This is a genomic window from Bounagaea algeriensis (assembly GCF_054491375.1).
The window spans coordinates 95455-115128 of sequence record NZ_CM137102.1; the positions used below are offsets into that span (position 1 = coordinate 95455).

Annotated in this window: 13 protein-coding genes; 10 read left to right on the forward strand and 3 right to left on the reverse strand. The window is 71.9% G+C overall.

Annotated elements, in window-relative coordinates; translation table 11 throughout:
• Positions 1-96: 96 nt before the first annotated feature.
• Both ACVGV2_RS00430 and ACVGV2_RS00435 read right to left on the reverse strand, forming a co-directional pair.
• Entirely contained in the window at positions 97-897 is an 801-nt protein-coding gene (locus ACVGV2_RS00430) for a CPBP family intramembrane glutamic endopeptidase (protein WP_459166082.1), read from the reverse strand.
• A gap of 468 nt (positions 898-1365) precedes the next feature.
• The gene (locus ACVGV2_RS00435; RefSeq protein WP_459166083.1) at positions 1366-2148 is read right to left on the reverse strand and encodes a DUF2470 domain-containing protein; all 783 of its coding nucleotides are present in this window, start codon (positions 2146-2148) and stop codon (positions 1366-1368) included.
• 239 nt (positions 2149-2387) lie between these two features.
• On the opposite strand from ACVGV2_RS00435, the gene ACVGV2_RS00440 reads away from it, so the two are divergent.
• From ACVGV2_RS00440 to ACVGV2_RS00450, 3 genes are all read left to right on the forward strand, one after another.
• A complete protein-coding gene (locus ACVGV2_RS00440; protein WP_459164071.1) occupies positions 2388-3254 on the forward strand; it encodes a hypothetical protein in 867 nt (288 codons plus the stop codon).
• Complete coding sequence (locus ACVGV2_RS00445; RefSeq protein WP_459164072.1) at positions 3251-4456, forward strand: fumarylacetoacetate hydrolase family protein; 1206 nt, start codon at positions 3251-3253, stop codon at positions 4454-4456. Before ACVGV2_RS00440 ends, ACVGV2_RS00445 begins: the two co-directional genes overlap by 4 nt.
• 519 nt (positions 4457-4975) lie before the next feature.
• Positions 4976-5467 carry an STAS domain-containing protein gene (locus ACVGV2_RS00450; protein WP_459164073.1) on the forward strand — a complete coding sequence of 164 codons (492 nt, stop codon included), beginning with the start codon at positions 4976-4978 and terminating at the stop codon, positions 5465-5467.
• On the opposite strand, the gene ACVGV2_RS00455 is transcribed toward ACVGV2_RS00450, so the two are convergent.
• Positions 5453-7567, reverse strand: coding sequence for a putative bifunctional diguanylate cyclase/phosphodiesterase (locus tag ACVGV2_RS00455; RefSeq protein WP_459164074.1), 2115 nt, complete (start codon positions 7565-7567; stop codon positions 5453-5455). The genes ACVGV2_RS00450 and ACVGV2_RS00455 overlap by 15 nt on opposite strands.
• Positions 7568-8069: 502 nt before the next feature.
• On the opposite strand from ACVGV2_RS00455, the gene ACVGV2_RS00460 reads away from it, so the two are divergent.
• The 7 genes from ACVGV2_RS00460 to cydD all read left to right on the forward strand — a co-directional run bounded on the left by ACVGV2_RS00460 (position 8070) and on the right by cydD (position 19641).
• A complete protein-coding gene (locus ACVGV2_RS00460) occupies positions 8070-9221 on the forward strand; it encodes a hypothetical protein (RefSeq protein WP_459164075.1) in 1152 nt (383 codons plus the stop codon).
• A gap of 238 nt (positions 9222-9459) precedes the next feature.
• Positions 9460-9828 (forward strand): plasmid stabilization protein, encoded by a 369-nt coding sequence (locus tag ACVGV2_RS00465; protein WP_459164076.1) that lies wholly within the window; start codon positions 9460-9462, stop codon positions 9826-9828.
• A 265-nt stretch (positions 9829-10093) separates the two neighbouring features.
• A complete protein-coding gene (locus ACVGV2_RS00470) occupies positions 10094-10363 on the forward strand; it encodes a WhiB family transcriptional regulator (RefSeq protein WP_459164077.1) in 270 nt (89 codons plus the stop codon).
• A 347-nt stretch (positions 10364-10710) separates the two neighbouring features.
• Complete coding sequence (locus ACVGV2_RS00475; protein WP_459164078.1) at positions 10711-13419, forward strand: glycosyl hydrolase family 65 protein; 2709 nt, start codon at positions 10711-10713, stop codon at positions 13417-13419.
• A 129-nt stretch (positions 13420-13548) separates the two neighbouring features.
• Positions 13549-15048: a cytochrome ubiquinol oxidase subunit I gene (locus ACVGV2_RS00480; RefSeq protein ID WP_459164079.1), complete on the forward strand. Its 1500-nt coding sequence runs from the start codon at positions 13549-13551 to the stop codon at positions 15046-15048.
• A 28-nt stretch (positions 15049-15076) separates the two neighbouring features.
• On the forward strand, positions 15077-16081 hold the full coding sequence (cydB, locus tag ACVGV2_RS00485; protein ID WP_459164080.1) for a cytochrome d ubiquinol oxidase subunit II: 1005 nt from the start codon (positions 15077-15079) through the stop codon (positions 16079-16081).
• Positions 16082-16311: 230 nt separating this feature from the next.
• Positions 16312-19641, forward strand: coding sequence for a thiol reductant ABC exporter subunit CydD (cydD, locus tag ACVGV2_RS00490; RefSeq protein WP_459164081.1), 3330 nt, complete (start codon positions 16312-16314; stop codon positions 19639-19641).
• Positions 19642-19674 lie beyond the last annotated feature (33 nt).

Here is a 19674-nt window from a genome sequence, read left to right on the forward strand (position 1 = left end):
TTGGACATTTCTCGAGAAACGTCGGCGACTTTTCTCGAGAAACGTTCAACCCCGAGGCGGAGCTCAGCGCCGAGCCGGGGTGCTCGACAGCGCGGCCTACGGCAGCCAACCGACGTGGTCGCGCAGCAGGGCGTAACCGGTGAAGGCGACCACGTCGATGAGGGCGTGACCGATGACCAGCGGCCACAGCCGGTTCGTGCGCTGCCAGACCCGCCCGTAGACGAGTCCCATGACGACGTTCCCGACGAACCCGCCGAAGCCCTGGTACAGGTGGTAGCACCCGCGCAGCGCGGCGGAGATCCACAGCGCCGCGTTCTCCGAGCGGCCGAGCTGCCGCAGTCGCGTGAGCAGGTAGCCGACGACGAGCGCTTCCTCGGCGAAGGAGTTGCCGAGCGCCGAGGCCACGAGCACCGGTACGCGCCACCACGTGTCGTCGAGCGTGGACGGCTGCACGGTCAGTGCGAGACCGGCGGCGTGCGCGGCGAGGTAGAGCACGAGCCCGGGCACGCCGATCAGCGCCGCCAATCCGGCTCCGCCCGCGCCGTCGGCCAGCGGACGCGTGCGGTCCAGTCCGATGCGGCGCGGACCGAGTCCGCTGCGCCACAGCAGGAACACGCCGAGGGCGCCCCATGCCAGCAGGCGCAGCACGCCGAGCAGCTGGTGCGCGAGGTCCAGCAGATCGGCCCGCGCCCCGGGGGCGTTGAGGGCGACCTGCTGGTCGGACAGCGGCTCCGGGCGCAGCAGTGAGTCCACCAGGGACAGCAGGCTCTGCGCCGCGGACAGCCCGAGCGTGATCGTGAGGACGAGCAGCAGCTCGGCGAGGATCGCGCGGCGCCCGGTCCGGTCGGTGACCGTCTCCGGTTGTGCGGGGCGGGGCGGGACCACCCAGGCGCGCAGGCTCACGGCCGGAACCGTATCGGCCGAGGTGCAGCGCGCCCGCACCCGGAGCTGCCCGGGCGCCCCGGCCGTGCGGTCCGCCGGGATCTCAAGCTCAGCGGGACGTCGAGTTCACCGCACGGCCGTGCACCGTGTCGTCCTGAGCAAGCCCGACACGGGGGTTGTTGTGGACAACTTGTCGCCCGTTCGTGTGGGGATGGGCCACAATTTTCATGAAAATTGTGCTGTCTGGAACGAATCCAGAGTGGTGGCTGGGAAAGATCCCGCCATGGGAAAGCTCCTGCCGTGAAAGGCTTGCGCGATGGGCAGCCCCCTCTGGACAGCCCCGCACGCCGCGGGTGCCGCTGGGGGTCGGCTGCGGGTGCCGCTGGAGGCCGGCCGCGGGTGCTGCTGGTGCCGCTGGGGGTGGCCGCGGGTGCTGCTGGGGTCGGCCGCGGGTGCCGCTGGGGGGGCCGCGGTTCGGTCCGCTCACCCGCGCCGCTGGGTGGCGAGGAAGGGGCAGCCGACGAGACGGCGCAGCTCGTGGTTGAGGTGTTCGGTGGTGGCCGCGGGCCGGGAGAAGGCCAGCCGCACGTCGTGGTCCCCGTCGGGTGACTCCACGCGCAGGCGGATGCCGTAGCGGTCGATGCCCAGTGGCCGCAGGTGACCGCCGCGCAGCTCTTCCGGCAGATGCCGGGTGAGCAGTCCGACGACGTCGCGGTGGGCGACTTCCAGGTGTTGCAGCCAGCCGTTCTCCAGCAGGCAGAACGGGTCGGGCTCGGCGGCGCGGAACCCCGAGGGGTCGATGGCGCCGCTGTGCTCGGCGTCGGCGAGGACGAGCGAGGCCGATTCGACGCGCAGCACGGACGCGCCGTGTCCCACGTCGAGCAGCCGCGAGTCCGGGCGTTCCTCGGCGACTGCGAGCACGGCGTCGCGCGCGGCGGCTTCGTGCTCGAGCAGCCGGACCCACCCGGTGAGCCACAGCAGCCCGCGCACGGGTTCGCGCATGGGCACGGGCGCCGAGTCGGTGATCTCGAGTACCGCGCCGACCTCCCGCCTGGGGGAGCGCCGGGCGAGGTCGACGAACTCGTGCTCGTCGTCGAGCAGCACCGTGGCGGTGCCGTCCGCGTGCACGTGGTGCAGCAGCGGGGTGCTGCGTTCGGGTTCCACGCCGCAGGACAGCAGTTCGGCGCGTCCGATGCGTTTGGCGATGGTGCGCGCTCGTTCCGCCGGGCTCGGGGTAGCGGGACGGCGGGATGTTGATGTCGTCATGTTGCCCACTGCTCTGCTCACCTCCGACTTAGGCAACCCTAACTCATTGGGGAGAGAGCGCAAAGGAGGCGAGCGGGTGGGCCCCGGAAGATTCGCGAAGTGTTCACGTGCCGGGATCGGCCACGCTGCGTGCCCGGCAGGCGCGGCATCATGCCCGTTTCCTGCCGATTCGAATGACGCAGACGTCCGTGTATCGGGCAACTTCGTTCACTCTTTGCCGCGGCATTAGCGTGTCTGCCGTGTCAAGCGCTGTTGAGCTACGCGCGCCAGGTCCGCGCGGCATCCCGCCCCTGTTCGCCCGTCTGGTCGACGACGCGTCGCTGTTCTCCAGCGACACCGCCTCCGCGCCGCAGGCCGTGTCCGCACACCTCGACGTGCGCGGTGGGGAGTTCGCCGGCGTGTTGGGGCCGCTGCTCTGCCCCGCGTCCAGACTGCCCGAACTGATCACCGAACTGGCCAAGATCAAGCCCAGCAGCCCCGTCCCCCTGTCGCTGGTGTGCGACAGCGGGCTCGGCGGGGTACCCAAGGCCCTGTCCATCATCGAGGGGAGACAGGAGCTGCTGGACTTGCGCATGGTGGAGATGCCCGCCCCGTCCGACGTCGACGACCAGTGGTTGGAACGCGTCTCCGAATTCGTGCCCGAGGACGTCGTGCGCGTCGTGGAGCCGCGCCGCGGCGGCGCCGAGTGGCTCGAAGGGGTGCGCAGAGTGGCCGAGCACGGCTGCTGGCCGAAGCTCCGGTGCGCCGGGCACACCCCCGAATCGGTGCCATCGGTGGACGTCGTGGCCGAGTTCCTCGCGGTGGCCAGCGGTCTGGACGTACCGTTCAAAACGACCACGGGCATGCACGCCGCGGTGCGCGGTGCCGACGAGGAGACCGGAACCGTGTACCACGGCTTCCTCAACCTCCTGGTGGCCACCGCCCGCTCGCTGTCCGGCAGGGACGTGCGGGCGGCGTTGGGGAACACGGACGGTGCGGCACTCGCCGAGGAAGTTCGGTCCCTGTCCGAGCAAGCGGTGCGCGCGGTGCGGGACGTGTTCGCCTCCTGCGGTGCTGTCTCACCGAGTGATCCGGTAACCGACCTGGAAAGGTTGGAACTGCTGTGAGCTGGATCGACGATCCCGAGTTCGCCGCGGACAAGCCCTTCGGGCCGCAAACCCTGCCCTACGGGGTGCTGGTGACCGGTAGTGGACCGGTCGTCGCGGTGCGGGTGGGGCGGCACGCGCTGCCCCTGCGCGGCATCGCCGAGCAGTTCTCCGAGCGCCTCGCCGACCTCATCGGCGGGGACTCGCTCGACCCGCTGCTGGCCGCGGGCCGCGAGCGGTGGCGGGAGCTGCGCGAGCGGCTGACCGAGATCGTCACGGCGGAGCGGGCGCCGCGGGGTGCGGAGCTGATCCGCGCCGACTGGCACACCCTGGTGCGCCCGTTCACCGTCGGTGATTACGTCGACTTCTACTCGTCCCGGCACCACGCGGAGAACGTCGGGCGGATCCTGCGCCGCACGGCGCCGCCGCTGACGGACAACTGGACGCACCTGCCCGTGGCCTACCACGGGCGTGCCGGGACGGTGTGCGTGTCGGGCACGGACATCCCCCGCCCGTGCGGGCAGCGCCGCGCCTCCGGGGACATGCAGCCGGCGTTCGGCCCGACGCGCCGGCTCGATTTCGAGTGCGAGGTCGGGTTCGTCTGCGGCGGTGAAGCGGCCAGCCAGCTGCGCCCCGCCGAGCTGCCGGAGCACGTCTTCGGCGTGGTCCTGGTCAACGACTGGTCGGCGCGGGACATCCAGGCCTGGGAGTCGCAACCGCTCGGGCCGATGCTGTCGAAGTCGTTCGCCACGTCCGTGTCCGGGTGGATCACCCCGCTCGAGGCGTTCGAACAGGCCCGGGTGGAGGTGCCGAAACCGGAGCACCCGCTGCAGGAGTACCTGGTCGAGGACGAGCCGTGGGGGCTCGACCTGCGCTTGGCGGTGCGGTGCAACGAAACCCCCGTCGCCCAGCCCCGGTTCGCGCACATGTCCTGGTCGCCGGCCCAGCAGCTGGCGCACCTGACGGTCAACGGGGCGTCGGTGCGGCCGGGCGACCTCTACGCCTCGGGAACCGTGTCCGGGCCGGAGCGGGACCAGCGCGGGTGCCTGCTCGAACTCACCTGGGGCGGTGCCGAACCGGTCACGCTCGACGACGGCGAGCAGCGCACGTTCCTGCAGGACGGCGACCGGGTGACGCTCACCGGCAGCGGGCCCGGGCCGGACGGGTCCGTCGTGGGGCTCGGTGAGGTGACCGGGACCGTGCTCGCCGCTCCCCGGCGCTAGTAGGACTTTGTCCCGGTCGTGGAGCAACGCCTCGCGGGCCCGTTCGCGGGCAGTCGGACGGCGAAACCGGTGCTCGGGAGGTGATCGGCGCTGCAGCCGAGGCCTGCTCCCGCGTTGTTCCCGGGCAACCAGGCAGCTTGCAACCAGCGAGCTTGCCGGTTGATGTCAGCTGGCGCGGCGTTCTTGATCGAGGCGTTCGAGGATCCAGGAGCGGGCCATGGTGGACATGGGCAGGTGGCGCCGACGAGCCAGCTCCTGCAGTTGGTGGTACTGCTCGTCGCGTGCTGACCGACGGCGACCGAGTCGCAGTTTGCGTCCGCTGCATACGCTGGAGGTGGTTGAGCAGTCAGCCGAGGGAGCAACGAGCCTCCTGCCGACGAGGCCAGTGGTCCGTTCCGACCCGACGCCCGGGCACCGCGCTCTCCGTGGCGGGAGAGGTGACCTGCCCTGCGCGGGGTCAGGTGGCCGTGATCGGCGCTGCTGTCTCGCCGGCAGGGGATGCGAGAGGAGGCGTTCCGGATGAGCAGTGCGGTACCTCCGTTTCCGGACGATGCTGACAACGACCGCCCTCCCCGGAGCATCGAACCCGAGGAGCTGGGTTCGCTGCTGAGGATCACCGCGACCCGCCCGAATGACACCACCGTGCTGCTGCGGTTGGCCGGTGAGATCGACGAGCACACCGTGGTCCGGCTGGAGGAGGCCCTGGCCCCGCGGCTGCTGACCGCGCTGCACCGGATCGTGGTCGACCTCTCCGCGGTCGAGTTCCTCGGAGTGGCCGGGCTGCAGCTGCTCGAGCAGTCCCGCCTGAGCGCGGCCGAGCAGAACATCACCCTGCGCGTCGTGGCCACCGGTCACGAGGTCCTGCGCGCCCTGCACGTCGCCGGGCTCGACGAGGACCTGCTGGACAGCAACCTGCAGGAGGCCCTACCAGCCGCCGGCGGCGCTGCCCCCGAGGCCGGGGGAGCGCGGAGTTCCAGCTCGGGCGCACACCCCGAACTACGGGTGCGCTGAGAGCGGCCCGCGGTTCAGCAGGGCGCGGAAGTCATCGGGCGCCAGCGGCCGGGAGAACAGGAAACCCTGGAAGACGTCCACTCCGAGTTCGTCGAGCAGCCGGAACTGGGTGGGGGTCTCCACCCCCTCGGCGACGCAGGCACGCCCCATGGCGTGGGCCATGTCCACCACGGCCCGCGCGATGGCGTAATCGGCGGCGTTGTCCAGCCGGGAGACGAACCGGTAGTCGAGCTTGATGATCTGCGTGGGGATCTCGTCCAGGCGGGCCAGCGAGGAGTAGCCGGTGCCGAAGTCGTCCATGGCGAACCGCAGTCCGTTCCCGGCGAGCTCGGCCATGGCCTCCCGCGACTGCGCGGGCAGGTCGATCAGAACGGTCTCCAGCACCTCCAGCACGAGGCGGTGCCAGTCGAGGCCGTTGTCGGTGACGACGGTGCTGATCTCCGCGGCGAAGGACGGGTCGTCGGGCAGCAGCCCGGCGAGGTTCACACCGATGGCCACGGGGCTGCCGTGCGAGCGCGGCCAGTCCGCAGCCTCACGCGTCGCCGTGCGCAGCACCCAGAGGTCCAGGGCGCGCAGCAGGTCGCCCTGCTCGGCCACGGGCATGATGACGTCCGGAGCCAGCTGACCCCGCTCGGCATGGGGCCAGCGCAGCAGCGCCTCGGCCATCACCACGGAGCCGTCCCGGTCCACCAGCGGCTGGTAGTGCAGGGCCAGGCCGTCGTGGTCGATTGCCTGGCGCAGCTCCTCTTCCAGGCGTACTTGCCCGCTGAGCGTGGTGACCTGGTTCGGATCTGCCAGGGAAATGCGCCCGGATCCGCCCGATTTGGCGTTGAGCATCGCCGTGTCGGCGATGCGCAGCAGGTCGTCGGCGGCCATGCTGGTGGGGTCGAACGGCGTGGCCCCGACGGAGGCCGACACGCGGACCACCTCACCACGCATCGGCAGCGTCGTGTGCAGGAGTTCCGCGGCCCACGTGGCGAAGGCGCGCAGGCCGTCGACGGCGTCGACGTCCGGGCAGACGAGCAGGAATTCGTCGCCGGAGAGCCGAGCCGCCGCGCACTGCTCCGGCAGCCTCCTGCGCAGGCGCCGAGCCAGTGCCACCAGCAGCTCGTCACCCGCGTCGTGGCCCAGCGAGTCGTTGACCCGCTTGAAGTTGTCGATGTCGCAATACAGCACGGCGGGTTGCCCTGCGGGGTTCGCGCGCAACTGCTCGAGCAGCTCGTTGAGGCCCGTGCGGTTGAGCAGTCCCGTCAGGTCGTCGTGGGTGGCCTGGTGGTGCAGCTCCTCGCTGTGGCGGGCCCGCTCGCTGACGTCTTGGAACGCGACCAGCCAGAGGCGGAGCCCGTCCTGCTGCGTCGACGGCGTGCTGTGCACGTCGCACTCCACCGGTTGCCCGTCCGAGCGGGTCAAGATCCGCAGCGGCGTGCGTGCACGCCCCGAGAACTCCGGCTCGTCCGGGCTCGTGGGCAGGAGCTTTCCGCCTGGATCCCGGGGGTGCAGCAGGTCGGTGGCGGTCGTGCCGTGGAGGTCGGGCAGCCGGCACGCCAGCAGCTCGCACATCGCCTCGTTGGCGTCCAGCACCCGCTCGGAGTCGTCGAGCACGCAGATGCCCACCGGCGCGAGGTAGAACAGGTCGGTGAACTGCCGGCGCGATCGCCGTTCCCGCTCGCGGGCTTCGGTCAGGTCCCGCGTCACCTTGATGAAACCGCTCAGCGCCCCGTCCGGGGTCCGCTGCGCCGTGATGACCACCTGGGCCCGGAAACGCTCGCCGTTCTTGCGCAGGCGCCAGCCCTCGTCGATGTAGAAGCCGATCTCGGCGGCCCGCTCCAGTTCCCGGTCCGGGTAGCCGGAAGCGGCCTGCTCCTGCGGGTAGAACACCGAGAAGTGCGTGCCGATGATCTCCTCGGGCCGGTAGCCCTGGATCCGCTCGGCACCGGCGCTCCAGGTCCGGATGCGCCCGCCCGCATCCAACGAGAAGATCGCGTACTCGCTCATGCTCTCCGGCAGCGAAGAGAGCAGCTGGCGGATCTCGCCCTGCGAGGGCGGGTGTTCCGTCCCCTCGCCGTGGTCGCGGGGCTCGTGCTCCTGCGGTCCGCTCATGCTTCCCCAACCGAGCGCGGGCGGTCTCGCCGTGGACAACGCGTCCACGATGCACCGCAACGGCCGCGTTCGTCGTGGACACATCCATCATGCGCTGCAACGGGCAGCACGACACGTCCGGGTCTCACCGCGGAGAGCAGTGCTCGACCGGCGGGCGCGGAGGACGCCGCTGCCGCAGGATCACCCCACGGGTCGCTGCGATGACAAACCCGCCAGGTTGAGTCATTCTGGGAAGCGAGCCAAGTTCGACCAACAGCTTGCTCAGAGCAGCCCTGCGGTTGGGCCGACCAGCAGGAGCCTCGCTCCTTCGAGTCCGTCAAGCACGAACCGGCCACCGTGCCTGACGGGCTTTTCGCCTGTCAGGTCGGCTGTTGTGCTGGCACATCACGATGGACCTCGGTTCGGCCGGTGGCGTCGCGGGAGGCCACCGCCTCGCCGAGTTGCCGGTGCTGCCGCGCGGTGGGTACTGCTCGAGCGCGATATCACGCACGTTCGTACTCTGATGGGGGCTCGTGTGCTACAAGACGTCCAGCGCGATGACGAGAAGGTGCAAGCGCGCGAAGGTGGTGGTGCGCAGGTCCTCGGCATCCTCGCCGAGCCGGACATGCCCACGATGGTCGGGTCCCACCTCGCCGCGAAGCTGACGGACTGGCTCGACGAGAACGTCGGTGGCGAGTGGACGATCGAAGTCGTCTCCGAACCGCTGACCGCGGGCATGACCGACCGCGAGACGTTGCTGCGGAGCATGGAGAGCTACCGCGCGGAACGCGAGTGGGTCTACGCGGTCTGCCTGACGGACCTGCCCGTGCTGTTGCACCACCGCCCGCTGATCGCGAGCGTCTACCCTTCCCGCAGCGTGGCCCTGGTGTCGCTGCCGGCCCTGGGCGGGGTGCAGCCCTACCGCCGGATGCGGCAGATGCTGATCCAACTGCTCGAGGAGTTCCAGCACGGCGGTGAACGGGCGACCGCCGCCTCGAGCAACCACCGGCTCTACAGCTGGCTCACCAACGCGCTGGCGCCGGTGCACCGCACGAGCAGCGACGGCGAGGAGGGAGTGCTCTACACCGCCAACCGGGCGAGCGGATGGTTGCGGCTGCTGTCCGGCATGGTGCGCACCAACCGCCCGTGGCGCTTGGTCTTCGGGCTGCGCCGAGCGCTGGTCGCTGCCATCGCCACCAGCGCGTTCGGGCTCTCCTCCAGCACGATCTGGCAACTGGCCGACAGCCTGCCCGCAGCGCGGCAGGTCCTGGCCGTGCTGTTCTCCGTCGGCCTGCTGGTGTTCTGGCTCATCGCCGTGCACGGGCTCTGGGAAAGCCGGCGCAGCACGGGCGCGGGCACGCTGCGCCTGCTGTACAACAGCTCGACCGCGATCACGCTGTCGATCGGCGTGGCCGGCCTGTACCTGGGGTTGTTCCTGCTCAACCTCGGCATGGCGTCCTTCCTCGTGCCGGAGGCGGTGCTGCGTTCCACCCTGCAAACCCCGGGCCAGCTCAGCACCTACCTCAACCTGGCCTGGGGGTTCACCACCATGGGCGCCGTCGCCGGCGCGCTGGGCTCGAGCCTGGAATCCGACCGCGCCGTGCGCCGGGCCGCCTACGGCTACCGCGAACAGCAGCGCCGCATCCAGTACAGCAGCTCCGAGCGCAGCGCCTGATCACCCGATGCCCCGGAGGGGATGAGGGCGGGGCGGGCTCGCGCACCTCCGTGCTCGCCTCCCCGCCACTGCTGCTGTGAGCGGGCGCGCACGGTCACGTGCCCCCGCGGGAGCTGGGCACCGTGCACACCGCCGCACCCGTGCCCAGCAGCCGGGCGTCCCGTGACCGGTGATGTTTGCACCCCGCGCCAGGTGGGCAGTCCGCGACGAGAGCAGACGTCTCGGCGAGGAGTGCACCATGCCGCGTCAGAGTTCCCGCCAGCAGCGGCGGGACCCCCGTGAGCAGGACTGGGGTCCCGAGGCCAACCGGCAGTACGAGGAGATCGAAGCGTCCCAGGAGCAACGCGGTGCCAGTCGGGACCGCGCCGAGGAGATCGCGGCGCGCACCGTGAACAAGCAGCGCGCTCGCAGCGGGCAGGCCGAGCAGCGGAGCAAGAGGTCCACGGAGGACATCTCGGCACCGCGCCGCGGCGGGATCCGCTCCGGCAACCGCTACGGTCCCGGCGGGCGCACCAAGGACCAGTTGTACGCCGACGCCAAGGCGCAGGGCATCAGGGGCCGCTCCAAGATGAGCAAGGCCGAGCTGGAAAAGCACCTCGCGCGCTGATCCGCCAGCCACGGACGCTACCGATTCGGGCGTGTCACGTGCTTTTCGCGGGCAGCGCCCATGGATGCTTGTGGAGATCGAACGGAGATGGCTGAGGCCTACTTGCGGCTACGTCGCCGCGACCAGAACACCCCGGAGTAGGCCTGCGCCCGATGTGGACACCCGGCCGATCCGGCCGACCTCCTGGGCCAGGACGGGCGGCACGTCGCCTCCCTCGCCTTGTGCGGGCACTGCCGCGGCCGGCACCGCGGACGGGGGAGCACGGATGAGTAGCACGCAGCGTCTTCCCCGGGTCACGACCGAAGCCTATGCCTGGCAGCGCCATGCTGCCTGCCGCGGGTCCAGCAGCGAGTTGTTCTTCGGCCCCGCTGACGAGAGCGCACCGGCCCGGCAGCGTCGTGAGGAACGGGCCAAAGCGGTCTGCGCCACGTGCCCGGTGCAGTCGTGGTGTCTGGAGCACGCCGTCGCCGCAGCCGAACCGTACGGGATCTGGGGCGGGCTCGCCACGCGCGAGCGCGGCGTCGGCAAACCGTGAGCACCGGGGCGGGGCACGCGCGCTGGACGCCGGCCCCGCTCCCGGAACACTCCACCCCACGACCGCAGGGCGCCCCACGGCCGCAGGGCGCCCCATGACCGCAGGGCGCCCCATGGCCGCAGGTCAACGCGGCAGCGACGCCGGTGAGCGCTGAGCGCGCGTGCTGACGTCGCCGCTGCCGGCCCCTGGCCGGCAGCTGTGCGTGCCGGTCACCCTCCCCGTCCCGTCCGGTGTGCCCGATCCGGTGGTTTTTCCGTCGGGTTCTCGTGCCCCTCTTGACTGAACGGACGAAAGACACTTGGCTGCGCGATCGATCGATTCACCGAACGAGTCGGCGGGGTGGTCCGATGCGATCGTTGCGCACTGCAGGGCTGGTCGGCAGCGTGCTGCTGGCCGTGACGTTGGTCGTGGTTCCGGAGGTGCCGGGCACCGGGGCGGCCCGCGCCGGTGCGCGCGCCGCCGCACCGGAACCGGCCGCGGGGGATCCGCGCTGCGCCCGCGGAACCGGCTGGGAGATGTCGACGCGGCAGCTCGACGACGAGTACACGCGGCACGCCTTCGTCGGCAACGGCCTGCTGTCGCAGCGCGTGCCGCCGAACGGGACGGGCTACGCGGCCACCGGGGAGGAGACCGGCTTCCCGCTGGAAACTCCGCGCTACGACGGGGCGTTCGTGGCCGGCGTGTACGGCAAGGCGCCGACCGCGCAGACACCGGAGCCGCGCCGCGCGATCGCGGCGATCCCCACCTGGTCGACGCTCAACGTCGGCACCGGCCAGCACGAGTACACATCGGACACGCCGGCCGGGCAGATCTCCGACTACCGGCAGACCCTCAACGTCCACTGCGGAATTCTGCGCACCTCGCTGACGTGGACGGCCCCGGACGGCAAGAGCACCGATCTCGTCTACGAGATCCTCGCCGACCGCGCCGATCAGCACGTCGGTGCGGTGCGGGTGACGATGACCCCGCACTACAGCGGCACGGCGCGGGTGACCGACGCGCTCGACGGCCGCGGTGCGCGGCGGATGCACGCCACCGGCGGCGGGCACGGCGGGAACACCGGCCACGGCGGGGGAACGCAGCACGTCAGCTTCAGCACCACCGAGGTCGGCGACACGGGGACCGTCGCCTCCACGCTCGAGCCCGGTCGGCACGTCAGCGCCACGGGCTCCGCGCACGAGCGCGACGGGCTCACCGCGCGGCAGCGGTTGGACTTCCGGGTGCAGCAGGGCCGCAGCTACGAGTTCACCAAGTTCGTCGGCGTGGACACCGGGCCGCGGCACGCGGCGGCCGCCGCGGAGCACTCCCGCGACGCCGCCGACCGCGGCTGGGACGGCGTGCGCGAGGAGCACGTGCGCCGGTGGCTCGAGCTGTGGCGCAGCGACGTCCGCACGCCCGGGCGCGAGGACATGCAGAAGTGGTTGCGCGCGACCCGCTACGCGGCGCTGTCCAGCGCCCGCGCCGAAGGCGGCAACAGCATCGCGCCCGCTGGACTGAGCAGCGACAACTACGCCGGGTTGGTGTTCTGGGACACCGAGCTGTGGATGTATCCGAGCATGCTGCTGCAAAACCCCGAGCTCGCCAGGTCGGTGGTGGAGTACCGGGAGAAGTTGCTGCCGGCGGCGCGCCGCAACGCCGAGTCGATCGGCCAGCAGGGCGCGTTCTACCCGTGGACGAGCGCCAACAGCGGCGATCTGCAGGAGGACTGCCACAGCTGGGACCCGCCGCACTGCCTGACGCAGAACCACCTGCAAAGCGACGTCGCCTTCGCCGCGTGGCAGTACTACCTGGCCACGGGGGACCGCCAGTGGTTGCGCGAGCACGGCTGGCCGGTGCTGCGGTCGATCGCCGAGTACTGGGCGGGCCGGGTCACGCCGAACGACGACGGCAGCTACTCGATCAACAACGTGGCCGGGCCGGACGAGTACAGCAACGGTGTCGACGACGGGGTGTTCACCAACGCCGGTGCGGCCACCGCGCTGCGGCAGGCCACGCGCGCGGCGCGGATCATCGGCGCTGAAGCTCCGCAGCAGTGGGGGCACATCGCCGAGAACCTGCGGATCCCGTTCGACGCCGAGAACGAGCGGTTCGTGCAGTACGAGGGCTACGACGGGCACGAGATCAAGCAGGCCGACTCGGTGCTGCTGCAGTACCCGCTGGAGTGGCCGATGTCGGACGAGGCGGCGCGCAACACGCTCGACTACTACGCGCCGCGCACCGACCCGGACGGTCCGGCGATGACCGATGCGGTGCACGCGATCAACGCGGCCGCGAACGGCGAGCCCGGGTGCGCGGCGAACACGTACCTCGACCGCTCGGTGCGGCCGTTCATGCGCGAACCCTTCGCGCAGTTCTCCGAGGCCCGCGGTGAAACCGCGGGGCAGGACGCCGGCGCGCCCGCGTTGAACTTCCTCACCGGTGGCGGTGGTTTCCAGCAGGTCTTCACGCACGGGTTCAGCGGTCTGCGCCTGCGCGAGGACGGCGTGAAACTGGATCCGATGCTGCCGCCGCAGCTGCGCGACGGCGTGGAGCTGACGGGACTGCACTGGCAGGGGCGCACTTTCGACGTGCGCATCGGTTCGGAGACGACGAGCGTCGAGCTCCGGCGGGGCGAGCCGTTCACGGTGCGCGGTCCGGACGGGGAGCACGTCGTCAGCGAGCGGGCGCCGCTGACGATGAAGACGCGGCGGCCGGACCGGATTCCGACGGACAACCTGGCCCGCTGCGAGCGGGCCACCGCGACCTCGGAGGAGCCGGGCAAGTACGCGGAGGCCGCCGTGGACGGCAGCGAGGCGACGACGTGGGCGTTGGACGAGCGTTCCGGTGCGCTCACCGTCGACCTGGGCAGGCCCGCCCCGGTCGAGCGGATCGTCCCGAGCTGGACCGATGTGCGACCGGAGGGGGTGCGGTTTTCCACCTCGCTCGACGGGGAGCACTTCACCGAAACGCCGGCTGAGCCGGAAACGCCCCGCACAGCCCGTTTCGTCCGGGTCGAGTTGACGGGTCCGGCGCAGCAGGAGCAGCACGCGGGGTTGCGCGAGCTGCGCGTGGAGTGATCGCATGGCGTTTCATCGGTAGGTCGCCGGTTCGCGGGACGAAAGTCCCTCCGAACCGGCGACCTTCGGCCGAGTGATCCGGGACGTCCAACTCTGCGCACGCGCGCGTCACCGCGCCAGGGTGGAGTCGTGGAACTGCTCGACATCGCCCGCTGGCAGTTCGGCGTCGTGACCGTCTACCACTTCGTGATGGTCCCGCTGACGATCGGACTGTCCATCCTCGTCGCCGCGATGCAGACGGCCTGGTGGCGCACCGGCAAGCAGCGGTACCGCAAGATGATGCTGTTCTGGGGCAAGTTGATGATGATCAACTTCGCCATGGGCGTCGTCACCGGCATCGTGCAGGAATTCCAGTTCGGCATGGCCTGGAACTCCTACTCGCGGTTCGTCGGGGACGTCTTCGGCGCACCGCTGGCCATGGAAGGCCTCATGGCGTTCTTCGTCGAGTCGGTGTTCCTCGGCCTGTGGATCTTCGGCGCCGGCCGGCTGTCCAAGGGCGTGCACCTCGCCTGCATCTGGGCGTTCTCCCTGGCCACGGTGCTGTCGGCGTTCTTCATCCTCGCGGCGAACTCGTGGATGCAGCACCCCGTCGGCGTGGAGATGGTCGACGGGCGCCCGCGCCTGAGCTCGATCGGGGCGGTGCTCGGCAACAGCACCCTGTGGGCCGCGTGGCCGCACACGATCTTCGGCTGCTTCGCCGTGGCCGGCTCGTTCCTCATCGGCATCTCCGCCTGGCAGCTGTGGCGCCACCACCGCAACTCCGACCGCGAGGAGGAGAACTACCGCGCCTGGCACGGTTCGCTGCGGCTCGGAGCCTGGGTCGGAGTGATCGCGTTCATCGGCCTGGCGATCAGCGGCGACTTCCAGGGCAAGCTCATGTTCCAGCAGCAGCCCATGAAGATGGCCTCGGCCGAGGCGCTGTGCCACAGCGAAGCGCCCGCCTCGTTCTCCATCTTCGCCGTCGGCGACGTCAGCCAGCCCAACTGCGAGGAAGTCAAGAGCTGGACCGTGCCCTACGTCCTGTCGTACCTGGCCGAGGGCGACTTCAGCAGCGAGGTCCAGGGCGTGCAGTCGCTCATCCCGCAGTACCAGGAGGAGTTCGGCACGCACTACCCGGACGACCCGCGGCTGGGGCCGTTGGCGGGCCAGCCCGTCGACTACGTGCCGAACCTGCCGGTGACCTACTGGGGATTCCGGCTCATGATCGGCTTCGGCGGCCTGGCCGCGTTCGGCGCGGTGCTCGTGCTCGTGCTCACCCGCAAGCGGCGGTTCCCGCGGCACGGCATCTGGACGCTCGGCGCCGTGCTGAGCATCGCGCTGCCGTTCCTCGGCAACATCGCCGGCTGGGTGTTCACCGAAATGGGCCGCCAACCGTGGGTCGTGGCACCCAACCCGGACCCCTCCGGAGCGGAGGGGGTCTGGCTGCACACCGCGCAGGCCGTGTCCGGCAACCTCGCCGCGGGCGAGGTCCTCACCTCGCTGATCACGCTGGGCACGGTCTACGGAGTGCTGCTCGTCGTCGAGCTGTTCCTGATCGTCCGCGTCGTGCGCGGCGGGATCACCGAGGAGGAGGAGTCGTCCGGCTCCGGCGGGGACGGCGAGGAGCAGTCCCTCACGTTCGCGTACTGAGACGCACCGTCAAGCGAGGACACGACCCATGGATCTGCCCACCGTCTGGTTCATCGTCATCGCCTTCTTCTGGTTGGGCTACCTCTTCCTGGAGGGCTTCGACTTCGGCGTCGGCATGCTGCTGCCGATCCTCGGCCGCGACGAGCAGGAGCGGCGCGTGCTCATCAACACCATCGGACCCGTCTGGGACGGCAACGAGGTGTGGTTGATCGTCGCAGCCGCTGCTACCTTCGCCGCCTTCCCGGCCTGGTACGCCTCGCTGTTCAGCACCGTGTACCTGCCGCTGCTGCTGTTGCTGCTGGCGCTCATCGGACGCGGCGTGTCGTTCGAGTACCGCCACCAGGTCGACTCGCCGCGCTGGCGCCGCGCCTGGGACGTGGTGATCGTGCTGTCGTCCTACATCTCGCCGCTGGTCGTCGGCCTGATACTCACCCTGTCGGTGTTCGGCATGCCGCTGAACGCGATCGGTGACCGCGTCGGACCGTGGTACGGGGTGTTCACCGGTCCCGCCGTGCTCGGCGCCGTGGCCGTGTGCGCCTTCTCCGTGCTGCACGGCGCGGTGTTCCTCGCGCTCAAGACCGAAGGCGAGGTGCGCGAACGGGCCCACCGGCTGGCGGTCTACGGCGGCGTCCCGCTGCTGGCACCGGTGGTCGCGCTGGCGCTGTGGGCGCAGCTCGCCGAAGGCGGCAGCTGGACCTGGGTGCCGCTGGCGATCGCGCTGCTGGCCGCGCTGGCGGCACTGGCCAGGATGGCGGCCTGGCGCGAGGGGCAGGCGTTCGCGCTGCAGGGCCTCAGCCTGGCCGCGGTGGTCGTCACGCTGTTCGGCGCGCTGTACCCGAACGTCATCCCGTCCACGTTGAACCCGGAGTGGTCGCTGACGGTCGCCGGTGCCTCGTCGAGCCCGTACACGCTGACCGTGATGAGCGTGACCGCCCTGATCGGCGCACCTGCCGTGCTCATCTACCAGGGCTGGACGTACTGGGTGTTCCGCAAGCGGATCGGGACGCAGCACATCCCCGTGCACGCGCACTGACACCAGGAAGAGTTTCACATGTGGGCTTGCGTGCGGGCTTCCGTGGCGGAACCTCAGCGTTTCCCTGGACTGCGGGTGCCCCTCCTCATGTGGCCCACTACACCGCTTATGAAACAGACCGTAGGACTTTGTTAGGGCGTTTGCGCATGCGTAGCGGAACCTCCTGCACGCCCAGCCACCCCCGACCGCCCGCCCCGGACAGCGGACATCGAGTAGCGACCAGGAGGCCGATGTCCCCGCTGGGAGCCCTGCCGCGACTGTCGACGTCCGCGCGGCGCGCCCTCGTGCTCGGCGGTGCGCTGGCGGCGGCGCAGGCCCTCGCGCTCGTGGTGCAGGCGTGGGCGCTGGTGAGCGCACTCGCCGCCGTGGTCACCGATGCCGCCGCACCCGCCGCCGTCGCCCCGCACCTGGTGGTGCTGGCCGGCGCGATCGCCGCACGCGCCGCGATCGGCTGGGCCACCGAAGCGGTCACCGCCCGCGCCGCGGCCGGCGCCAAGGAGGAGCTGCGGCGCAACCTGGTGCAGGCCGCGGTGCGGCGCGGCCCGGAGTGGGTCGACCGGCACGGCCGCGCCGAACTGTCCACAGTGTCCACACGTGGGCTGGACGCGCTCGACGCGTACTTCACCCAGTACTTGCCGGCGCTGATCACCGCCGGGATCGTGCCGCCCGCGCTCGGCGCGTGGATCCTGCTGCACGACGGGATCTCCGCGCTGGTGCTGGTGCTCACCGTGCCGCTGATCCCGCTGTTCGGCTGGCTCGTCGGCCGCTACACCGAACACCGCACCAGCCGCGCCGCCCGCGCCGTCGAGCTGCTGTCGGCCCAACTGCTGGAACTCGTCCGCGCGCTCGGCGTGCTCACCGCCTTCGGCCGAGCCCGCAAGCAGGGCGACGTCGTGCGGCGGGTCAGCGAACAGCACCGGCGCACGACGATGTCCACGCTGCGCATCGCTTTCCTGTCCGCGCTCGTGCTGGAACTGCTGGCCTCGCTGTCGGTGGCCGTGGTGGCGGTGGGCATCGGGCTGCGCCTGGCCGGCGGCGACCTCGGCCTGGCCACCGGCCTGATGGTGCTCGTCCTCGCCCCCGAGGTGTACCTGCCGCTGCGCTCGGTCGGAACGGCGCACCACGCCAGCGAGGACGGGGTGGAGGCGGTGCGGCGCGTCGACGAGGCGCTGCGCGACGAACCGGAGGCGCGCAGCTGCGGCACCGCCCGACCCGCGCAGGAAGCCGCACCGCTGCGGGTCCGCGGGCTGCGGGTGCTGCGCCGCACCGGCTACGCGCCCGACGGGCTCGGTTTCACCGCGCACCCCGGCGAGGTGCTGCGGCTCGACGGGTTCGGCGACGTCGGGCCGAGCGGCAGCGGCAAGTCCACCACGCTGTCGGTGCTGCTGGGCTTCACCCGCGCCGATGAGGGCAGCGTCCGCTACGGCGACACCGCGCTCGACGACCTGGACCGGGCGGCCTGGCGGCAACGCGTGGCGTGGGTGCCGCAGCGGCCCGCGTTCAGCGGCGGCACCGTGGCCGACGAGCTGGCCCTGGCGGCCTCGGACCAGCCGCCCGGCACCGGCGAGGCGGCCGAGGCCGCGCTCGCCGAGATCGGCGCCGCTGCGCTGCTGCATCGGCCCGTGGACCGGCTGTCCACGGGGGAGCGCCAACGCGTGGCCCTGGCACGGGCGCTGCTGCGGCTGCGCGGGCACGCGCGCGTGCTGCTGCTGGACGAACCCACCGCGAACCTCGACGCGGAGGCGGCGCGGCGGGTCGACGCGGCGGTGCAGCGCGCCGCGGAAGCGGGCAACGTGGTGGTGCTCGCCAGCCACCGCCCCGAGGACCCGGACCCGGTCGCGGAGACCGGCGGCGGCGAAACCCGCGAGATCGCCGGCGTTTCCGATGTGGACGGTCCGCGGAGGCGGCGTGTGCGGCGGCTGCTCACTCCCCGCGCGTTCGCCGGCATCGCACTGGGCGCGCTGTCGCTGCTGTCCGGTCTCGCGCTGACCGCGACCTCGGCGTGGCTGATCGCACGGGCCTCGCAGCAACCGCCGATCATGTCGCTGACCGTCGCCGTCGTCGGCGTGCGCACGTTCGCGCTGTCCCGAGCGGTGCTGCGCTACGTGGAACGCGTCGTCAGCCACGACGCCGCGTTCCGCCTGTCCGGACGGCTGCGCGAACAGCTGTGGCGCGCGCTCGTGCGGCTCGGTCCCGCCCGCACCGCCGGGCTGCGCCGCGGGGAGGGGCTGCGCCGGCTCGTCGACGACGTGGACGCGATCCGCGACCTCGTCCCGCGCGTGCTGCTCCCCCCGGTCGTCGGCGGCGTCGTGCTGCTCGGGGCGATCGCGGTGCAGATGGCGGTGCTGCCCGCGGCCGGGTGGTGGCTGGCCGGCGGCGGGGTCGCCGCGGCCGTGGCCGGACCGCTCGTCGCGCTCGCGGCGGAACGCCGCGCCACCGCGGCCGCGGCCGAGGGGCGGCGCCGCGTGGCCGCGCGGGTGTTCGCGCTGTTCGACGGCATCGCCGAGCACGTGGCCTTCGGCGCCGACGCGCGGCAGCGCCGGGATCTGGCCGCGGTGGACGCGGAGCTGGTGCGGCGTTCGCGGCGGGCCGCGTTCGGCTCCGGTGCTGCGACGGCGGTGCAGACGCTGGCGATCGGGGTGGCCGTGCTCGGCGGGGCCTGGACCGGGGCGGCGGCCGTCGCCGAGGGGACGTTGGCCCCGGAGCTGGCCCCGGTGCTGGGACTGGTGCCGCTGGCCGCGGCGGAGGCGGTGGGGCTGTTCCCGCCGGCCGCCCAGCAGTTCTCCGCGCTGCGCGCTGCGCAGCAGCGGGTCGCCCCGGTGCTCGCGGCGGCCGAGGAATGCGACGGGCAGCAGCACGCGCCGCAGCCCGCCGCGGAGGTGCAGCTGCACGGGGTGACGGCGCGGTGGCCCGGGGCGGCGGAACCGGCGCTGCGCGATGCGCACCTGCGCGTCCCCGCCGGCACGCACGTGGCCGTGGTCGGACCGTCCGGCGGCGGCAAGTCGACCCTGGTGGCGCTGCTGCTCGGGCACCTCGCCCCGGAGGGCGGCGCGGTCGCGGCGCCGTCGCGGTTGTCCTGGTGCCCGCAGGAACCGCAGCTGGTGTCCACGACGGTGCGGGAGAACCTGCGCATGGCCGCCCCCGAGGCGTCGGACGCGCGCTTCGGGCGGGCGCTGCGGCTGGCCGGGCTGTCCGGCTGGTCCGAGCACTTGGACGCGCTGGTCGGCGCGGACGGGTTGGCCGTCTCCGGTGGGGAGGCGCGGCGGTTGGCCCTGGCGCGGGCGCTGCTCGTCGACGACGCCGCGCTGGTGCTGCTCGACGAGCCGACCGCGCACGTGGACGACGCCACCGCCGACACCGTGGTCACCGGCCTGCGCCGGGCGCTGCGCGACCGGACCGTGGTGCACGTGACGCACCGCTGGGCCGAGACCGAGCACGCCGACGTCGTGCTCGGCGTGGCCGACGGGCAGGTCGCGGTGCTCCGCGACCGGACCAGTGCCGGGACCGGTCTCGCGTCGGGACCGGACTCGCACCGGCAAACCCCCGCTGCACTCACCTGAAGCGGAATGCAGCGCGCTACGTCATGCGATGCC

Coding starts and splice junctions, on each gene's coding strand:
- ACVGV2_RS00435 (WP_459166083.1), bottom strand. CDS start 2,148: ATGACGACATCAACATCCCGCCGTCCCGCTACCCCGAGCCCGGCGGAA.
- ACVGV2_RS00450 (WP_459164073.1), top strand. CDS start 4,976: ATGAGCAGTGCGGTACCTCCGTTTCCGGACGATGCTGACAACGACCGC.
- ACVGV2_RS00455 (WP_459164074.1), bottom strand. CDS start 7,567: ATGAGCGGACCGCAGGAGCACGAGCCCCGCGACCACGGCGAGGGGACG.
- ACVGV2_RS00460 (WP_459164075.1), top strand. CDS start 8,070: ATGGGGGCTCGTGTGCTACAAGACGTCCAGCGCGATGACGAGAAGGTG.
- ACVGV2_RS00465 (WP_459164076.1), top strand. CDS start 9,460: ATGCCGCGTCAGAGTTCCCGCCAGCAGCGGCGGGACCCCCGTGAGCAG.
- ACVGV2_RS00470 (WP_459164077.1), top strand. CDS start 10,094: ATGAGTAGCACGCAGCGTCTTCCCCGGGTCACGACCGAAGCCTATGCC.
- ACVGV2_RS00475 (WP_459164078.1), top strand. CDS start 10,711: ATGCGATCGTTGCGCACTGCAGGGCTGGTCGGCAGCGTGCTGCTGGCC.
- cydB (WP_459164080.1), top strand. CDS start 15,077: ATGGATCTGCCCACCGTCTGGTTCATCGTCATCGCCTTCTTCTGGTTG.
- cydD (WP_459164081.1), top strand. CDS start 16,312: ATGTCCCCGCTGGGAGCCCTGCCGCGACTGTCGACGTCCGCGCGGCGC.